The 18,168-nt window shown below is 70.2% G+C and carries 16 protein-coding genes and 1 pseudogene; 13 read left to right on the forward strand and 4 right to left on the reverse strand.

The genetic code is table 11. From position 1 onward, the window contains the following. Positions 1-4 precede the first annotated feature (4 nt). The 9 genes and pseudogenes from ACH492_RS23095 (at position 5) to ACH492_RS23135 (ending at position 12,159) form a co-directional block, all read left to right on the forward strand. Entirely contained in the window at positions 5-619 is a 615-nt protein-coding gene (locus ACH492_RS23095) for a TetR family transcriptional regulator (protein WP_398989748.1), read from the forward strand. 355 nt (positions 620-974) lie between these two features. Further along, a complete protein-coding gene (locus ACH492_RS23100) occupies positions 975-3,188 on the forward strand; it encodes a molybdopterin oxidoreductase family protein (RefSeq protein ID WP_398989408.1) in 2,214 nt (737 codons plus the stop codon). A gap of 120 nt (positions 3,189-3,308) precedes the next feature. Then, on the forward strand, positions 3,309-4,706 hold the full coding sequence (locus ACH492_RS23105) for a CitMHS family transporter (RefSeq protein WP_398989410.1): 1,398 nt from the start codon (positions 3,309-3,311) through the stop codon (positions 4,704-4,706). A 150-nt stretch (positions 4,707-4,856) separates the two neighbouring features. Then, positions 4,857-5,366, forward strand: a pseudogene (locus tag ACH492_RS23110) (MFS transporter); the annotation flags it as partial. Positions 5,367-5,420: 54 nt separating this feature from the next. Beyond that, positions 5,421-6,767 (forward strand): ABC transporter ATP-binding protein, encoded by a 1,347-nt coding sequence (locus tag ACH492_RS23115; RefSeq protein WP_398989412.1) that lies wholly within the window; start codon positions 5,421-5,423, stop codon positions 6,765-6,767. A 94-nt stretch (positions 6,768-6,861) separates the two neighbouring features. Further along, entirely contained in the window at positions 6,862-8,256 is a 1,395-nt protein-coding gene (locus ACH492_RS23120) for an aldehyde dehydrogenase family protein (protein ID WP_398989413.1), read from the forward strand. A 19-nt stretch (positions 8,257-8,275) separates the two neighbouring features. Continuing rightward, a complete protein-coding gene (locus tag ACH492_RS23125) occupies positions 8,276-9,394 on the forward strand; it encodes a Zn-dependent alcohol dehydrogenase (protein ID WP_398989415.1) in 1,119 nt (372 codons plus the stop codon). A 253-nt stretch (positions 9,395-9,647) separates the two neighbouring features. After that, positions 9,648-10,988, forward strand: coding sequence for an MFS transporter (locus ACH492_RS23130; RefSeq protein ID WP_398989417.1), 1,341 nt, complete (start codon positions 9,648-9,650; stop codon positions 10,986-10,988). Positions 10,989-11,088: 100 nt separating this feature from the next. Continuing rightward, entirely contained in the window at positions 11,089-12,159 is a 1,071-nt protein-coding gene (locus ACH492_RS23135) for a 2-oxoglutarate and iron-dependent oxygenase domain-containing protein (protein ID WP_398989419.1), read from the forward strand. On the opposite strand, the gene ACH492_RS23140 is transcribed toward ACH492_RS23135, so the two are convergent. The 3 genes from ACH492_RS23140 to ACH492_RS23150 form a co-directional block, all read right to left on the reverse strand. Continuing rightward, the gene (locus tag ACH492_RS23140; protein WP_398989421.1) at positions 12,150-13,145 is read right to left on the reverse strand and encodes a DMT family transporter; all 996 of its coding nucleotides are present in this window, start codon (positions 13,143-13,145) and stop codon (positions 12,150-12,152) included. The two genes, ACH492_RS23135 and ACH492_RS23140, sit on opposite strands and share 10 nt — an antisense overlap. A gap of 32 nt (positions 13,146-13,177) precedes the next feature. Further along, positions 13,178-13,873, reverse strand: a complete 696-nt coding sequence (locus ACH492_RS23145) for an ArsR/SmtB family transcription factor (protein WP_398989423.1) — start codon at positions 13,871-13,873, stop codon at positions 13,178-13,180. Positions 13,874-13,934: 61 nt separating this feature from the next. Next, complete coding sequence (locus tag ACH492_RS23150) at positions 13,935-14,579, reverse strand: TetR/AcrR family transcriptional regulator (RefSeq protein WP_398989425.1); 645 nt, start codon at positions 14,577-14,579, stop codon at positions 13,935-13,937. Positions 14,580-14,641: 62 nt separating this feature from the next. On the opposite strand from ACH492_RS23150, the gene ACH492_RS23155 reads away from it, so the two are divergent. The 3 genes from ACH492_RS23155 to ACH492_RS23165 all read left to right on the forward strand — a co-directional run bounded on the left by ACH492_RS23155 (position 14,642) and on the right by ACH492_RS23165 (position 16,888). Next, positions 14,642-15,793, forward strand: coding sequence for an acyl-CoA dehydrogenase family protein (locus ACH492_RS23155; protein WP_398989427.1), 1,152 nt, complete (start codon positions 14,642-14,644; stop codon positions 15,791-15,793). A gap of 84 nt (positions 15,794-15,877) precedes the next feature. Then, positions 15,878-16,165, forward strand: coding sequence for a YiaA/YiaB family inner membrane protein (locus ACH492_RS23160; RefSeq protein ID WP_307664432.1), 288 nt, complete (start codon positions 15,878-15,880; stop codon positions 16,163-16,165). Positions 16,166-16,261: 96 nt separating this feature from the next. Further along, complete coding sequence (locus ACH492_RS23165; RefSeq protein ID WP_398989430.1) at positions 16,262-16,888, forward strand: TetR/AcrR family transcriptional regulator; 627 nt, start codon at positions 16,262-16,264, stop codon at positions 16,886-16,888. On the opposite strand, the gene ACH492_RS23170 is transcribed toward ACH492_RS23165, so the two are convergent. Then, the gene (locus ACH492_RS23170; protein ID WP_398989432.1) at positions 16,876-17,337 is read right to left on the reverse strand and encodes a MaoC family dehydratase; all 462 of its coding nucleotides are present in this window, start codon (positions 17,335-17,337) and stop codon (positions 16,876-16,878) included. The two genes, ACH492_RS23165 and ACH492_RS23170, sit on opposite strands and share 13 nt — an antisense overlap. Before the next feature lie 175 nt (positions 17,338-17,512). On the opposite strand from ACH492_RS23170, the gene soxR reads away from it, so the two are divergent. Next, positions 17,513-17,992, forward strand: coding sequence for a redox-sensitive transcriptional activator SoxR (soxR, locus tag ACH492_RS23175; RefSeq protein ID WP_398989434.1), 480 nt, complete (start codon positions 17,513-17,515; stop codon positions 17,990-17,992). The last annotated feature ends 176 nt before the right edge of the window (positions 17,993-18,168 follow it).

The raw sequence follows: 18,168 nt of genomic DNA on the forward strand, positions 1-18,168 counted from the left end.
CATGATGGACCGCGTGTCCCCAGCCCATCTCCGCCGTACGCCCGTGCAGCAGCGCAGCGCCGAGCGGCTCGCCCGGATCCTGGACGCCTGTGCCGAACTCCTCGACGAGACCGGTTACGAGGAGCTGTCCACCCGCGCGGTGGCCGCCAGGGCAGGGGTCCCCATCGGTTCCGTCTACCGCTTCTTCGGCAATAAGCGTGCCCTCGCCGACGCTCTCGCCCACCGCAATCTGGACAGTTACGCCGAGCGGATCAGCGGGCGCATCGCCTCGCTCGGTGCGGGCGACTGGCGCGGCGCCCTTGATGCCGTCCTGGACGAGTACCTGGCGATGAAGCGCACCGTCCCCGGCTTCGCGCTGATCGACTTCGGCTACCGGATCCCGGTGGGCGCGCCTGCGGTCGGAGCGAACCATCAGGTCGCCGACCGTCTCGCCGAACTGCTCGCCGGCCATCTGGGCCGCGGCGTCGACGAGGAGCTGCGCAGGGCGGTGCTGATCTCGGTCGAGGCGGCGGACGCGCTGCTGCAACTCGCCTTTCGGGTGGAGTCGGCGGGGGACGAGGGGATCGTCGCGGAGACGCGGGAGCTGTTGCGCGCGTATCTCGCGCGGGTCCTGGACTAGGGCGTCGGGGTGGGGCGCGGTCGCCTGCGGCGGGCTTGTTCCCCACCCCGCCCCTTCCCGCTGTATCGATTTGCGGCTCCGCCACGTGGGGGGGCAAGCCCCCAGACCCCGGTACTCCCCCTACGCCGGACGGGCTCCACCGGAGCCCCTGGGGGTCCCCCCGGACGAAGTCTGGGGCAGTTTGAGGCGCCGGGTCCGGGGCGGAGCCCCAAATCCAGCCCGTCGGCGGCTGTGGCGCGGGTCCGGGCGGAGCCCCAGTTATGGGAAGACCGCTCGTACCCCTCCCCTCCGTGCATACCGGTCGGTATGCTCGACCCTGAACCGCGCGCCACCGCCGTCGCCCCGGGGAGGGCCCATGTCCCGCACAGCTGCCACCCGTACCGCATTGCGCATCTGTCCCCTTTGTGAGGCCACCTGCGGACTGACCCTCACCATCGAGGGCACCCGTGTCACCCGCGCCCGCGGTGACCGCGACGACATATTCAGCAAGGGCTTCATCTGCCCCAAGGGTGCGTCCTTCGGGGAGCTCGACGCCGACCCCGACCGGCTGCGCGCCCCCCTCGTACGCAAGAACGGCGAGCTCCAGGAGGCCAGTTGGGAGGAGGTCTTCGACGTGATCGCGGACCGGATCAGGCCGCTGATCGAGGAGCACGGACCGAATGCCGTGGGCGTGGTCCTGGGCAATCCCAACGTTCACACCATGGCCGGCGCGCTCTATCCGCCCGTACTGCTCTCGCTGCTGCGTACCCGCAATCTCTTCACCGCCAGCACCCTGGATCAGATGCCCAAGCATGTCTCCAGCGGGCTGCTCTTCGGTGACCCCGTCGCCATCCCCGTCCCTGACCTGGACCGCACCGACCATCTGCTGCTCCTCGGCGCCAACCCCTTCGACTCCAACGGCAGCCTGTGCACCGCGGCCGACTTCCCGGGCAAGCTCAAGGCGCTGCGCCGCCGCGGCGGCACGCTGACCGTCGTCGACCCGCGCCGCACCCGCACCGCGCAGCTCGCCGACCGGCATATCGCCATCCGGCCCGGCGCCGACGCCCTGCTGCTCGCCGCCATCGCCCAGACCCTCTTCGAGGAGAAGCTCACCGACCTCGGAGCGCTCGAAGCGCATGTCGAGGGAGTGGCTGAAGTCGCGGAGGCGGTACGGGAGTTCACGCCGGAAGCGGTCGCCGCGGCCTGCGACATGGACGCCGAGGAGATCCGTACGATGGCCCGCGAGCTCGCCGCCGCGCCCACCGCCGCCGTGTACGGACGTGTCGGCAGCAGCACCGTGGAGTACGGCACCCTGACCAATTGGCTGGTCGACGTCCTCAACGTGCTCACCGGCAACCTCGACCGCCCCGGCGGCGCGCTCTTCCCGCTCTCCGCCACCGACCGCGCACCCCGCCCCGCCGCCCCCGGCAAGGGCTTCGCCCTCGGCCGCTGGACGAGCAGGGTCAGCGGCCACCCCGAGGCCAAGAGCGAACTGCCCATGGCGGCGCTCGCCGAGGAGATCGACACCCCCGGGGACGGACGGATCCGCGCGGTGATCTCGCTCGCCGCCAACCCGGTGCTCTCCGCACCCGACGGTGACCGGCTCGACCGGGCGCTGGCCGGACTCGACTTCATGATCAGCGTCGATCCGTACCTCAACGAGACCTCGCGCCACGCGGACGTGGTGCTGCCCCCGCCGCCGCCCTCCCAGAGCGCGCACTTCGACTTCGCCTTCAACGCCTTCGCCGTACACAACCAGGCCCGCTACAGCCCTGCGGTCGTTCCCCTGGAGGAGGGCCGCCTCGGCGAGTGCGAGATCCAGGCCCGTCTGGTGCTCGCCGTCGGCGACATGCACGGCGCGGATCCGGACGCCGTCGACGACATGGTCATCGAGCGCACCCTCACCAAGGCCGTCGCCGATCCGCACTCCCCGGTCCACGGCCAGGACGTGAAGGAGCTGACCGCACAGCTCACCGGCCGCAGCGGGCCGGAGCGGCGACTGGACATGATGCTGCGCCTCGGCCCGTACGACCTCACCCTCGACAAGCTCCTGGAGCACCCGCACGGCATCGACCTCGGCCCGCTGCAGCCCCGGATCCCGCAGGTCCTCAAGACCCGCAGCGGACGCGTCGAGCTGCTGCCGGAGCCCATCGCCGCCGATCTGCCGAGGCTGCGGCGCGCCCTGGAAGAGCGGCCCGCCACCCTCGTCCTCGTCGGCCGTCGCCATCTGCGCTCCAACAACAGCTGGATGCACAACGTCGCCACGCTCAACGGCGGCTCCAACCGCTGCACTCTCCAGGTCCACCCGGACGATGCGGCCCGGCTCGGTCTTGAGGACGGCGCCCAGGCCCGTATCACGGCGGACGGAGGGGAGCTCGAAGCGCCGGTGGAGATCACCGACGCCGTACGGACCGGAGTGGTGAGCCTGCCGCACGGCTGGGGACACAGCCGGCCGGGCACCCGGATGTCGGTGGCCGCCGCGCGCCCCGGAGTCAATGTCAATCAGCTGCTCGACGGCTCTCGGCTCGACCCGCTGTCCGGCACCGCCGTACTCAACGGCTTCCCCGTCGAAGTGTCACCTACGCGATGACCTGGGGTTTTGCTCGTATTGCTCACGCGTCAACATCTTGTTAACGGCCTTTGGCGCGACCTAACGTCATCCGAACCGCCGCTCCGGTGGGAGTTCAAGGGTGAACGTTAGGTGTCCCAAATGCTGACAATCCTCGGCTTCGTCATGATTGCGACCTTCCTGGTCCTGATCATGATGAAGAAGATGTCGCCGATCGCGGCGCTGGTCCTCATCCCCGCCCTCTTCTGCGTATTCGTAGGAAAGGGCGCGAACCTCGGCGACTACGTCATCGAGGGGGTCGGCACGCTCGCCCCCACCGCGGCGATGCTGATGTTCGCGATCGTCTACTTCGGCGTGATGATCGACGTCGGGCTGTTCGACCCGATCGTCCGCGGAATTCTGCGCTTCTGTAAGGCGGATCCGCTGCGCGTAGTGGTCGGTACGGCGGTGCTCGCCGCGATCGTCTCGCTCGACGGCGACGGCTCCACCACCTTCATGATCACCGTCTCGGCGATGTATCCGCTCTACAAGCGCCTCAAGATGAGCCTGGTCGTGATGACCGGCGTCGCCGCCATGGCCAACGGTGTGATGAACACCCTCCCCTGGGGTGGCCCCACCGCCCGTGCGGCGACCGCGCTGAAGGTGGATGCGGGCGACGTCTTCGTCCCGATGATCCCGGCGCTCGGTGTCGGACTGCTCTTCGTCTTCGTCCTCTCCTACGTGCTGGGCCGGCGCGAGCGCAAGCGCCTGGGTGTCCTCACGCTCGACGAGGTGCTCGAGCCGGAGACCGAGACGGTCCTGGTCAAGGCGGGTGGCGGCGACAGTGAAGGGCGAGCCACCTCCGGAAGTGCCGGTTTTGGTGCGGACGTTCCCCAGCAGGATGAAGACGACGAGGGCTTCCAGGGCCTTGACCCGAACCGCGCGACCCTGCGCCCCAGGCTGTACTGGTTCAACGCGGTACTCACCGTCACCCTCCTCACCGCAATGATCATGGAATGGCTGCCGATCCCGGTGCTGTTCCTGCTCGGCGCCGCGCTCGCCCTGACGGTCAACTATCCGAAGATGACCGATCAAAGGGCGCGGATCGCCGCCCATGCCGAGAACGTCCTGAACGTCGCCGGCATGGTCTTCGCCGCTGCCGTCTTCACCGGAGTCCTCACGGGCACCGGCATGGTCAAGCACATGGCTGACTGGCTCGTCGGCGCCATCCCCGAGGGGATGGGCCCGCACATGGCGCTCGTCACCGGCGTCCTGAGCATCCCGCTCACCTACTTCATGTCGAACGACGGTTTCTACTTCGGTGTCCTGCCGGTCCTTGCCGAGGCGGGCGCCGCACACGGCGTCTCCTCGCTGGAGATCGCCCGCGCCTCGCTCACCGGCCAGGTCCTGCACATGTCGAGTCCGCTCGTCCCCGCCGTGTACGTCCTGGTCGGCATGGCCAAGGTCGAATTCGGCGACCACACGCGGTTTGTCGTCAAGTGGGCCGCACTGACCTCGCTGATCGTGCTCGGCTCCGGAATCCTCTTCGGCATCATCTGATGCCTTCCAGCGGCTGGTTGCTGCGCCTTGTCATCGCCTTCGGCTTCGCGCAGGCGGCGGTGTCGACGGCGCGGCCTGCCGTCTCCTGCCGGGCGCTGGCACTGGGCGCGGACGAGCGCGCGATCGGTGTGATCGCCGGTGTGTACGCGCATCGCCTGCCGCCTGGTGATGACCCCGATGATCCGTCTGCTCGGCCGTACGGCGCTGATGACCGTTACCTGTCTGCCCGGCGGGCTGCTGTGCGCGGGCACCGCGCTGCCCGTCCCGGTCTGGGCGCTCGCCCTGATGCTCGCCGTCCTCGGCTTCTGTCTGGGAGTCGGCCGGCCGCTGTCGATGACGACGGTCGTCCAGGCCGCCCCGGCCGGCCCGCGATCGACCGCGCCCGCCCTGAGACTGACCGGAAACCGCCTCGGCCAGGTCGCCGCGCCCGCCTCCGCAGGACTGGTCGCGGGCATCGCGGGCACGGCGGCGCCCTTCGCCATCCTGGGCGTACTGCTTCTGGCAGCGGCCGGACTGGCCACACGGCAGCCGGTCCGCCGGGATCGTCCGGGAGTTCACGGCCCCGGGGCCGGTGGGTTGCCACGCCCGCCGGGTGCGGACGGCTCCGTACAAAAAGCCCAGTCCCAACCTGCGCGCGAGTCATTCCCTGACCGGGAGTAGTCGGCTAGTTTCAGGCGTCTCAGTCGCTCCCCCTCTTCCCATCGGCGGAACCATATGAGTCGCGCCATCTCGCTTCGCAGTGTCAGCAAGAGGTACGAACGCACCGCTCGCGCCGTCGACCGTTTTACCCTCGACATCGAGCCGGGGGAGTTCGTGGTGCTGCTCGGCCCTTCGGGCTGCGGCAAGTCGACCGTGCTGCGCATGATCGCCGGTCTCGAGGACATCACCGAGGGGGAGTTGCTGCTCGACGGCGAGTACGCCAACCACATCCCGCCCCGCGACCGCGGCATGGCCATGGTGTTCCAGAACTTCGCGCTCTACCCGAGCATGACCAACCGCCAGAACATCGGCTTCCCGCTGCGGCTGGAGAACCCCCGGCTGGACTGCGACCCGCAGGTCGAGGCCACCGCCAGGATGCTCGGCATCGAGGACGTCCTGGACCGCTACCCCAACCAACTCTCCGGCGGCGAACGCCAGCGGGTCGCGATGGGCCGGGCCATCACCCGGCGGCCCTCCGCCTTCCTGATGGACGAGCCGCTGTCCAACCTCGACGCGAAGCTGCGCAACCATCTGCGGGCCGAAATCTCCCAGCTCACCGCCGAGTTGGGGGTGACCACGGTCTACGTCACGCACGACCAGGCCGAGGCGATGTCGCTCGGCGACCGGGTCGCCGTGATGCGCGGCGGGGTACTCCAGCAGGTGAGCACCCCACGCGATACGTACGCCCTGCCCGAGAACGTCTTCGTCGCCGCGTTCATCGGCACGCCGCGCATCAATCTGCTGCAGGCCGTCGTCTACGCGCCGCTGGACGGCCGGATGTCGATCGACCTAGGCAAACAGCGGCTGCCGCTGCCCGAACCCCTCAGCGCCGACCACCAGTTGCTCCGCATCCAGCAGGGCCGGCAGATAATCGTCGGCCTGCGCTCCGAAGCCACCCGGATCGCCCCGCCGAGCCAGGCCCGACCCGGCGAGGTCGCCCTTACCGGGATCGTCGAGCACATGGAGTACCAGGGGCATGAGGCGCTGGTGCACTTCAACACCGGCTCGCGGCCCGCCGTGGTCGCCGACCTGGAGTCGCCCAGGCCGCAGGTCCCCGCGCGAAGGCGCAGAAGCAGAAGCGGCGGCCCGAGCGTCCTGACCCGGATCAGGGAGCGCGCGTTCGCCCATGTCTCTGGGCCGGTGGTGGCGCTCGACGACCCGGAGCCGGGGCCTCGTACCATCGCCGCCGAGCGCCCGCCCGTCGCCGCGAGCGATCTCGTCGTGCGGACCGGACCCGATGTGCGGCTGCGTACCGGCGCTCAGGTGCCGCTTCTCGTCGATCTCGCCCATCTGTATGTCTTCGACCACCACGGCCGCAGGATCTGCCCTGCTCCGACGGACCTCCCTGGCCTGGACGCCTGAGGGTCCCGGCTACGCTCCAGGTGCCCCTGGCGTCCAAAAACTAACACCGCTAGTTTGGGGTGTGGACGACTACCGCAGGTTCTGGAGGAGTGCGATGAAGGCCCACGACGGGATGTACATCGGCGGCCAGTGGCGGCCAGCCGCAGGCCCGGACACCATCGCTGTGGTGAACCCGGCGGACGAGCAGGTCATCGGCCATGTCCCGGCCGGCACGGCCGAGGACGTCGACGCCGCCGTGCGCGCCGCCCGCGCCGCGTTCCCCGGCTGGGCCGCCACCGGGCCGGCCGAGCGCGCGGCAAGGATCGCCGCACTGCGCGACGTGCTTGTGGCCCGCGCGGACGAGATCGCCGAGACCGTCACCGCCGAGCTGGGCGCGCCGCTCGCCCTGTCGCAGACGGTCCATGCGGGCGTGCCGATCCTGGTCGCCGGCTCGTACGCGGAGCTGGCCGCCTCTTACTCCTTCGAGGAGAAGATCGGCAACTCCACCGTGCTGCTGGAGCCGGTCGGCGTGGTCGGCGCCATCACGCCCTGGAACTACCCGCTGCACCAGGTCGTCGCCAAGGTGGGCCCCGCTCTCGCGGCGGGCTGCACCGTGGTCCTCAAGCCCGCCGAGGACACCCCGCTGACCGCGCAGCTCTTCGCCGAGGCCGTCGACGAGGCCGGACTGCCCGCCGGGGTGTTCAACCTGGTGACGGGCCTCGGCCCGGTCGCCGGACAGGCCCTCGCCGCGCACGAGGACGTGGATCTCGTCTCCTTCACCGGCTCCACCGCGGTCGGCAGGCAGATCGGCGCCACGGCAGGGGCAGCCGTCAAGCGGGTCGCACTGGAGCTCGGCGGCAAGTCCGCCAATGTCATCCTGCCGAGCGCCGACCTGGCCAAGGCCGTCAACGTCGGCATCGCCAACGTGATGTCCAACTCCGGCCAGACGTGCAGCGCGTGGACCCGGATGCTGGTCCACAAGGACCAGTACGAGGAGGCGGTGGCACTGGCGGCTGCCGCGGTCGCCAAATACGTACCGGGCGAGCGGGTCGGCCCGTTGGTCAACGCCAAGCAGCAGCAGCGCGTACGCGGCTACATCGAGAAGGGCGTCGCCGAGGGCGCCCGCCTTGTCGCGGGCGGTCCCGCCGCCCCGCACGAGACGGGCTACTACGTCAGCCCCACCGTCTTCGCCGATGTCACCCCGGAGATGACCATCGCCCAGGAGGAGATCTTCGGCCCGGTCGTCTCCCTGATCGAGTACGCGGACGAGGACGACGCGCTCCGTATCGCCAACGGTACGGTCTACGGCCTCGCGGGCGCGGTCTGGGCGGCCGACGAGGCGGAGGCCGTCGCCTTCGCCCGCCGGATGGACACCGGACAGGTCGACATCAACGGCGGCCGGTTCAACCCCCTTGCCCCGTTCGGCGGTTACAAGCAATCGGGTGTGGGCCGCGAGCTCGGCCCGCACGGTCTGTCGGAGTATCTCCAGACCAAGTCCCTCCAGTTCTGAGCCGGGAGTCTCACGCATCATGGTCCGTGCTGCCGTACTGCCCGCCGTCGGCTCCCCGCTGGAGATCACCGACATCGAACTGCCCGAGCCCGGCCCCGGCCAGGTGCGGGTGCGCCTCGCCGCCGCCGGGGTCTGCCACTCCGATCTGTCCCTGTCCAACGGCACGATGCGCGTGCCGACGCCCTGCGTCCTCGGCCACGAAGGTGCGGGCACGGTCATCTCCGTCGGCGAGGGGGTCACCCATGTCGCCGTCGGCGACGGGGTTGTCCTCAACTGGGCTCCCTCCTGTGGGAGTTGCCACCACTGCCGGATCGGCGAGGTCTGGCTGTGCGCCAACGCGCTGGCGGGCGCGGCAAGCGTCTACGCCCGCACCGCGAGCGCAGTGAGATGGGGGTCCCCCCGGCCGGAGGCTGGGGGAGGCGCCGAGCTGCACCCCGGTCTGAACGTCGCGGCCTTCGCCGAGGAGAGCGTCGTCGGTGCGAACTGCGTCCTGCCGGTCCCGGACGGCGTCCCGCTCACCGACGCCGCGCTGCTCGGCTGCGCGGTCCTCACCGGGTACGGCGCGATCCACCACTCCGCGCGCGTCCGCGCGGGCGAGTCGGTGGTGGTCTTCGGCGTCGGCGGCGTCGGCCTCGCCACCCTTCAGTCCGCAAGGATCGCGGGCGCGTCGACGATCATCGCCGTCGATGTGTCCCCGGAGAAGGAGGAGCTGGCGCGGCAGGCAGGCGCGACGGAGTACGTCGTCGCCTCCGACGCCACCGCCAAGCAGATCAGGGCGCTCACCGGCGGCCAGGGCGCGGACGTCGCGATCGAGTGCGTGGGCAGGGCCGCCACCATCCGCACCGCCTGGGAATCCACCCGCCGCGGCGGCCGCACCACGGTCGTCGGCATCGGGGGCAAGGACCAGCAGGTCACGTTCAACGCGCTGGAGATCTTCCACTGGGGCCGTACGCTCTCCGGCTGCGTGTACGGCAACAGCGACCCGGCCCGAGACCTGCCGGTGCTGGCGGACCACATTCGCGCGGGCCGCCTGGACCTGGGCGGCCTGGTGACCGCGCGGATCGGACTCGCCGGGATTCCCGCGGCGTTCGACGACATGCTCGCGGGCAGGGGCGGCCGGGCGCTGGTCGTCTTCTGACCGGGGCTCCGCGGGGCTGATTTCCGGAGCTCTGCCCCGGACCCCGCGCCTCAATCGCCGACGGGAAATCAAGCCCGTCCGGCGATTGAGGGCAACGCCCGAAGGGCGTCGGGGGCCCGGGGGCTTGTCCCCGGTTACGGGGCGGGGCGGGGTGGGGGAAAGCCAACCGCCTGCGCAAACCGTTGACCCCATACCCACTGGTCGGTATGGTCCCCGCACTCCTCGTCCCCGCACCCACCGGAGTGTGCACAACATGGACACGGCCCCATCACTCACCGCCCCCACCCCCACCGATCCCCGTCGCCGCCGCGTGGCCACCGCCGCCGCCCTCGCCTCCGCCGTCGAGTGGTACGACTACTTCGTCTTCGGCATCGCGGCCGCCCTCGTCCTCGGCGATCTGTACTTCCCCGCCGGCAGCTCGTCCGCCGGCGTGCTCGCCGCCTTCGCCACCTTCGCCGTCGGCTTCCTCGCCCGCCCCGTCGGCGGCATCATCGCGGGCCAGCTCGGCGACAAGCGCGGCCGCAAGCCGATGCTGGTCCTCGCGCTGGTCCTGATGGGCCTCGCCACCGTCGGAATCGGACTGCTCCCGACGTACGAGACCATCGGCATCGCCGCCCCCGTCCTGCTGGTGCTGTTCCGCGTTGTCCAGGGCATCGCGGTCGGCGCCCAGTGGGGCGGCGCGATGCTGATGGCCACGGAGTACGCCCCCGAGGGCAAGCGCGGGCTGTACGGCAGCCTCGTCCAACTCGGCGTCCCCATCGGCGTGGTGAGCGCCAACACCGTCTTCCTGGTCGCCGGAGCAGTCACCAGCGACTCCTCCTTCGCCGCCTGGGGCTGGCGCGTCCCCTTCTTCGTCGGCTTCCTGGTGCTCGCACTCGCCTGGTTCATCCACACCCGGGTCGAGGAGACCCCCGCATTCCGCGAGGCCGAACGCGCCCTCGCCGCACAGGAGAAGAGTGAACCCCGCTCGCCGCTGCGCACGATCCTGCGGGAGCACCTCGGCACTGTCTTCCTGGCCGGCGGCTCGTTCGCGGTCAACACCGCGACCTTCTACATCATCATCACCGGCGTGCTCGACTACGCGACCCGCGAACTCGACATGAAGCGCAGCGCCGTGCTCACCGTCTCGCTCTGCGTCAGCATCACCCAACTGGCGCTGATACCCGCGGCGGCCGCGCTCTCCGACCGCATCGGGCGGCTGCGTATCTATGCATTCGGCGCGGTCGGCCTGCTTGTCTGGGCGATCCCGATGTTCCTGCTGATCGACACCAAGTCGCTGCTCTGGCTGGGCGTCGGGACCTTCGTCACCAGCTGTTTCCTGAGCATCATGTACGGCCCGCAGGCCGCGCTCTTCGCCGAGCTGTTCACCGCGGAGATGCGCTACACGGGAGCCTCGCTCGGCTACCAGATCGCGGCGGTGTTCGGCGGCGGACTGGCCCCGTTCATGATGGTCCTCCTCCTGGAGGCCACCGGCACGTCGATGGCTGTCTCCGCTTACATCATCGGCCTCGCTGTCGTCGCTCTCGTCTCGATCAAGATTCTGGCTGCTCGGGCCGCCGCCCGGACTGCCGAAGGGGCCGTCGCCCAGGAGTGAACCGGTCCCGATTCACGCACGTGAGACCCCTGTGTGCGGCCGTCCCTTCTTCCCCCGCGGGGCGGCCGCATTCACTCACGAGCGAGATGCGAGGACCGCAATGGCCGACCTGCCTGTCTTCCAACTGCCGGAATCCGTCACCGGATCACCCGCGGACCGGGCCCTGGGGCTTGCGATGGTGGATGCCTGGCGGACCTATGGAATCTTCTACCTGGCCACCGACCCGGCCGGGCGGCAGATCGCCGACTGGGCCATCAAGTCGAGCAAAAAGTTCTTCGCGAGACCGCTGGAGGACAAGACCCGCCACGTAAGCGCCACCAGCTACAGCGGGTACATCGCCTCCGGTGAGGAGGTCACCGCGGGCGAGGCCGATTACTCGGAGATCTTCACGGTCTGCAAGGACGTCTCCCGGAACGACATCCGGTCGGTGGACGGCTGGCCCTGTCACGGCCCGGTGCCCTGGCCGGACGACGCGTACAAGCAGTCCATGCAAGCCTTCATGACCGAACTGGGCTCCCTGGGCGAGACATTGCTCGGCCTCACGGCGCTCGGCCTGGGTCTGGAGGACCCTGCCGCACTCACCACGCTCACCTACGAAGGCTGGCACCATATGCGCGTCCTGCGCTTCCCCGCCGAATCGCGGGCGAGCAGCCGGGGTATCGGCGCCCACACCGACTACGGACTGCTCGTCATCGCCGCGCAGGACGATGTCGGCGGGCTCTGGATCCGGCCGCCGGTCGCTGGTGAACACCGCAACCGGAACTGGCTGGAGAACGAGAGCAGCGCCGGGATGTACGAGAACGAGCAGCCCTGGACCTTCGTCGACCCGGTCCCCGGCACCCTGACCGTCTTCCCCGGCGACATCCTCCAGCTCCTCACCGGCGGCTATCTGCTGTCCACCCCGCACAAGGTCAGGCTTGCCGACCGCGAGCGCTATGCCATGGCGTACTTCCACGAGCCCAACTTCCAGGCCTGGGTGGAACCGCTGCCGCACGCGCACAGCGAAGGCGCCGCGGTCGTGCCGGACGACGAGAACCGGCTGCACTACGGCACCCACTTCACCCGTATGTTCATGCGCTGCTATCCGGAGCGGATCACCACCCTCCGCCTGCACGAGCAGGGTGGCCTGCCGAGGCTGGCAAAGCTGCGGGAGGCCACAGATCAGCCCTGACGGCCCCCGACGTCGGACGCGCCGGTCTCCCGCGCACTCGTTGCGGTCTCCGACGGCGCGACGACCGGTGTGACCGGCTTGGCCGGGGCGGCCACTCGCCGGGACCGGCTGCGCGAGACGGCCACTCCGGCCAGGCACAGCGCGCCGCCCGCCAGAGTCAGCCAGCCCGGCACCTCGTCCAGCGCCAGCCACGACATCAGCACGACCAGCGCCGGTACGGCATACGTCGTCGCGCCCATCCGTCCCGCGGTCGTACGGGCCAGGGCGTACGCCCAGGTCGTGAACGCCAGCGCGGTCGGGAACACGCCCAGGTAGACCATGTTGAGCGTGGCCGACAGCGGCGCCCGCTCCGCCTCGGAGACCAGTTGCCCGACAAACGGCAGACAGGCCACCGCACCGACCAGACAGCCGAACGTCGTCACCTGGAGCGCGCTCGCATGCGCCAGCGCCGGCTTCTGCCCCACCACCCCGCCCGCGTACCCCACCGCCGCCAGCAGGCACAGCAGCACTCCCAGCGTGGAGGCGCTTCCCTTGCCCGACATCGAAAGTCCCACGGTCACCGCTCCCGCGAAGGACACCGCCATCCCGGCCAGCAGCCGCGGCGGCAGCGTCTCGCCCAGCAGCCGCGCGCCGAGCAGCGCGATAAGGACCGGGCCGATGTTCACGACCATCGCGGCCGTGCCCGCGTCGACCTCCTGCTCGCCCCAGTTGAGGACCACCATGTAGACGCCGAACCAGAGCAGCCCGGATATGGCGATCCCGGGCCAGGCGGGACGCGGCGGAAGCCCCTCGCGCCGGATCAGCAGGACGCAGCCGAGAGCCAGGGACCCGGCGAGCAGCCGCCCGAGGGCGAGCGCGCCGGGGGAGTACGCCTCACCGGCGCTGCGGATCGACACAAAGGCGGAGGCCCACAGGACGACGGTGACGCCCGCGGCGGCCAGGGCGGGCCACTGCGAACGGGTGGCGGAGGGCGAGAGGTTCGTCATGGGCCGACCGTACGGCTTCGACCCTTCGGCGCTCACCGCAATATCCCCGGCTCGATGCCGAGCAGGTCGTGCAGCGCCCGCTCGCCGTCCGCGGTCACCTTCACGGCCCGCTCGGACCCGATCCGTACGCACCAGCCGGCCTCCAGCGCATGGCGGCACAGTTCGGCACCCGCGGTCCCCGCGAGATGCGGCTTGCGCTCGGTCCAGTCCAGGCACGACCGTACGAGCGGCCGCCGCCCCTTCCGCTCCAGCGGGAGCCCCAACTCGCCGAACCAGCCCACCCCTTGGGAGGTCAGCGCGAATCCCGTGTCCTGGTGCAGCAGCCCGCGCGCGGTCATCGCCTCGGTGATCGCGATGCCCAGCCGCCCGGCGAGATGGTCGTAGCAGGTACGCCCCCGGGCCATGGCGCTGCGCGTGCTCGCCGCCCGCAGCGTTCCGGCAGGCCCGTCCGGCGCGGGCGTGGAGTGCGAGGCGAGTTCCTCGACGAGATGCGCAACGCGTTCGTCGGCGAGGCGCACATAGCGGTGCCGCCCCTGCCGCTCCTCGGCGAGCAGACCACCCGCGACGAGCTTGCCCAGATGCTCGCTGGCGGTCGACGGCGCCACGCGCGACTGCCGCGCGAGCTCGCCGGCGGTCCAGGCGCGCCCGTCGAGCAGCGCGAGACAGAAGGCGGCACGCGTCTCGTCGGCGAGGAGCGCGGCCAGGGCGGCGAGGTCTCTGGATTGCATGTCTCCAGGTTCCGCCAATCATCGTTCGGCGGCGGCCGAAGCGTCCCGTACGCCGCGCGGGTCAGGCGCGAGCCAGCGCCTCGTACTGCACGGCCAGGCCGTCGATGAGCGCGCGCAGCCCGGTCTCGAACGCACCCTCGTCCACCTTCTGCTGCCGCTCGGCCAGCAGATGTGCCTGGCCGAGGTGTGGATAGTCGGCCGGGTCGTACGCCGTCTCGTCGTCGACGAAGCCCCGGGCGAAGGAGCCGAGCGCCGAGCCGGTGATGAAGTACCGCATCAGGGCGCCGATGTACGTCGCCTGGGCCGGTGGCCAGCCCGCGCGGACCATCGCGCCGAAGACCGCGTCGGCCACCCGGAGGCCGGCCGGGCGGCGTCCTGGGCCGCGGGCCAGGACCGGGACGGTGTTGGGGTGGGCGGTCAGGGCCGCGCGGTAGGAGACGGCCCAGTCGTGCAGCGCGGTGCGCCAGTCGCGCTCGTCGTCCTCCTCGAACATCGAGAGGTCGACCTGCGCGCTGACCGCGTCGGCGACGGCGTCGAGGATCTCGTCCTTGTTGCGGAAGTGGTTGTAGAGAGAGGGGCCGCTGACGCCGAGCTCGGCCGCGAGCCGTCGGGTGGAGACGGCGTCGAGACCCTCGGCGTCCACGAGCGCGCTCGCCGTCTCGACGATGCGTTCTCTGCTGAGGAGGGGCTTGCGCGGGCGGGCCATGCGGCACATAGTAGGCCTGCCAACAAGAAACTAGCAGTGATAGTTAAAAGTGGGTGGGGCGCATGAACCTGGAGCTCAGCGAGGAGCAGGCAGCCGTGCGGCAGCTGGCCAAGGACTTCGTCGACCGCGAGATCACCCCGAACGTCGTCGAGTGGGACCGTGCCGAGAGTGTCGACAGGTCGATCGTGAAGAAGCTGGGCGCGCTCGGCTTCCTCGGGCTCACGATCGATGAGGAGTACGGCGGCTCGGGCGGCGATCATCTCGCGTACTGCCTGGTCACCGAGGAGCTCGGACGCGGCGACTCATCGGTGCGCGGCATCGTGTCCGTATCGCTGGGTCTGGTCACCAAGGCTGTCGCCGCGTGGGGCGACGAGACGCAGAAGCGCCACTGGCTGCCGCGGCTCACGACCGGCGAGGCACTCGGCTGTTTCGGGCTCACCGAGCCGGGGACCGGGTCCGACGCCGGAAATCTGACCACCAAGGCCGTGCGTGACGGCGACGACTACGTCATCAACGGCTCGAAGATGTTCATCACCAACGGCACCTGGGCCGATGTGGTGCTCCTGTTCGCCCGTACCAATGACACGCCCGGACACAGAGGCGTCTCCGCCTTCCTGGTGCCCACGGACACACCTGGGCTGACCCGCCGCACCATCCACGGAAAGCTCGGCCTGCGCGGCCAGGCCACCGCCGAGCTGGTGCTCGACGGCGTCCGGGTGCCGCCCGCCACCATGCTCGGGCCCGAGGGCAAGGGCTTCTCCATCGCCATGTCCGCGCTCGCCAAGGGGCGGATGTCGGTCGCGGCGGGCTGCGTCGGCATCGCGCAGGCCGCCCTCGACGCGGCAGTCGGCTATGCCGGAGAGCGCGAGCAGTTCGGCAAGTCCATCGCCTCGTATCAGCTGGTCCAGGAGCTGATCAGCGACATCTCCGTCGACGTGGCCGCGGCCCGCCTGTTGACCTGGCGGGTAGCCGACCTGATCGACCGCGGCGAGGACTTCGCCACCGCCGCGTCCCAGGCCAAGCTCTTCGCCTCCGAGGCGGCAGTGCGCGCGGCCAACAACGCACTGCAGGTCTTCGGCGGCTACGGCTACATCGACGAGTATCCGGTCGGCAAGCTGCTGCGCGACGCCCGTGTGATGACCCTCTACGAAGGCACCAGCCAGATACAGAAACTGATCATCGGCCGCGCGCTGACCGGAGTCTCTGCCTTCTGAGCCCCTGAGTCCCCTGAGCCTCTGAGTAGGTGAGTGAGTACGGGAGCGGATGTGGCTCCGGCCACAGTGGCTGATCCTGGCGGCATGAGTGAGACACCGGTCAAGCAGCAGAGCACGACGGCCTTCTACGGACAGTCAGTCGCCTCCTTCGCCGTGGCCCTGGCGGCCGTCGGCCTGGGCATCCTCTATCTCGACGCGGACGCTTGGGTGCGCGGCTTTCTCGCCATCGCCGTCCTCTATCTCACGACCTCGGCGTTCACCCTGGCCAAGGTGATCAGGGATCGTCAGGAGGCCGGGCAGATCGTCAGCCGCGTCGACCAGGCCAGGCTGGAGAAGATGCTCGCCGAACACGACCCCTTCCAGAAGCTCTGACCGCAAGCTCTGAACCGCAAGCCCTGACCGCAATCGCTAAGCGCTTGCTCACTGGCGGGGTAAGGTGTGCCTTCTGCTGAACGGAAGGGGCGAGCGATGAGTACGGCGGAGGACACGGCGGGCGAGGACATGCCGTGGGACGAGGTCACGCCCGAGGCGGCGAAGAAGCTGCTCGTCGCCGCCGTCGGGGCCTTCGCCGAGCGGGGCTATCACGCGACGACGACCCGGGACATCGCGGGCCGCGCGGGGATGAGCCCTGCCGCGCTCTACATCCACTACAAGACAAAGGAAGAGCTGCTCCACCGGATCAGTCGGATCGGGCACGACAAGGCCCTGGAGATCCTTTCGGCGGCGGCGGACGCCGAAGGCACACCCTCCGAGCGGCTCGCCGACGCGGTGAGCTCGTTCGTACGCTGGCACGCCGGGCGGCACGACACCGCGCATGTGGTGCAGTACGAGATCGACGCGCTCTCTGACGACCACCGTACGGAGATCCTTGAGCTGCGACGCCGGAGCGACGCCGTCGTGCGCGGGATTCTGCGCGACGGTGTGGAGTCGGGGGAGTTCGACGTCCCGGACATTCCCGGCACCACGGTCGCGGTGCTGTCGCTCTGCATCGACGTGGCGCGCTGGTTCAGCACCAAGGGACGCCGGACGCCCGACGAGGTCGGCGCTCTCTACGCCGACCTCGTCCTGCGTATGGTCGGCGCTCAGAAGAAGTAGCGGGACACCGACTCGGCCACGCACACCGGCTTGTCGCCGCCCTCGCGCTCGACCGTGACGAGGGCGGTCACCTGCACGCCGCCTCCCGCGTCCTCGACGTTCTGCAGGACCGCTGTGGCGCGCAGCCGCGAGCCCACCGGCACGGGGGCGGGGAAGCGGACCTTGTTGGACCCGTAGTTGATGCCCATCTTCATGCCCTCGACGCGCATGACCTGCGGCATGAGGGTCGGCAGCAGCGAAAGCGTGAGATAGCCGTGCGCGATCGTCGTGCCGAAGGGGCCGCTCGCCGCGCGCTCGGGGTCCACGTGGATCCACTGGTGATCGCCCGTGGCCTCGGCGAAGAGATCGATCCGCTTCTGCTCGATCTCCAGCCAATCGCTGTAATCCAACTGCTCGCCGACCCCGGCGCGCAATTCGTCGGCGGAGTTGAAGATCCTCGGCTCAGCCATGTCCCTGGTCCCTGCCTCTCAAGCGTTCAAGCTCGTGTCTAAGCGCTTGCTCAGCATGGTTGGGTGTGGGCGCTCTGTCAACGGACGACGAGGTGCGAGCGGCCAGTGGCGAACGATCTGTGGCGAACGAAGAGCGGCGAACCACCAGTGGCGAACCACCAGTAGGCTTCGAGGAGTGCCACAGATTCCCGAGACGATTCACGAGCTCACGGTCGGCCAGCTGTCCGCGCGCAGCGGCGCGGCGGTGTCCGCCCTGCACTTCTATGAGTCCAAGGGCCTGATCAGCAGCCGCCGGACCAGCGGAAACCAGCGCCGCTACAGCAGGGACGCGCTGCGCCGCGTCGCCTTCGTCCGTGCTGCGCAACGCGTTGGCATCCCCCTCGCGACGATCAGGACCGCCCTCGCCGAACTCCCGGAGGAGCGCACGCCGGACCGGGAGGACTGGGCGCGGCTGTCCGAGGCATGGCGCACGGAACTCGACGCACGCATCCAGCAACTCGGCCGCCTCCGCGACCACCTCACCGACTGCATCGGCTGCGGCTGCCTCTCGCTGGAGACCTGCGTACTGTCCAACCCGGACGACGTCTTCGGCGACCGGATGACGGGCTCCCGCCTGCTCCCGGAGGGCGGGAAGCCGGGGAAGGGCAGGGCCTGAGGCGGGAGTGCGCCTGCGCGAGACTCGGCCTGCGCGAGACTGCGCCTGCGCGAGGGCGGCCCGCCGAGCGGCGACTCGGGCGAGAGCGGGCGCACGACGTGAAAGGTGGGCCCGCACCCCCGTGCCGGGCCCACCCTTTCCGCGGATCGTGCGCGGGCCCGCACCCCCGTGGGCGG

It is taken from the genome of Streptomyces sp. NPDC019443 (genome assembly GCF_044389785.1).
Taxonomy (GTDB): Bacteria; Actinomycetota; Actinomycetes; order Streptomycetales; family Streptomycetaceae; genus Streptomyces.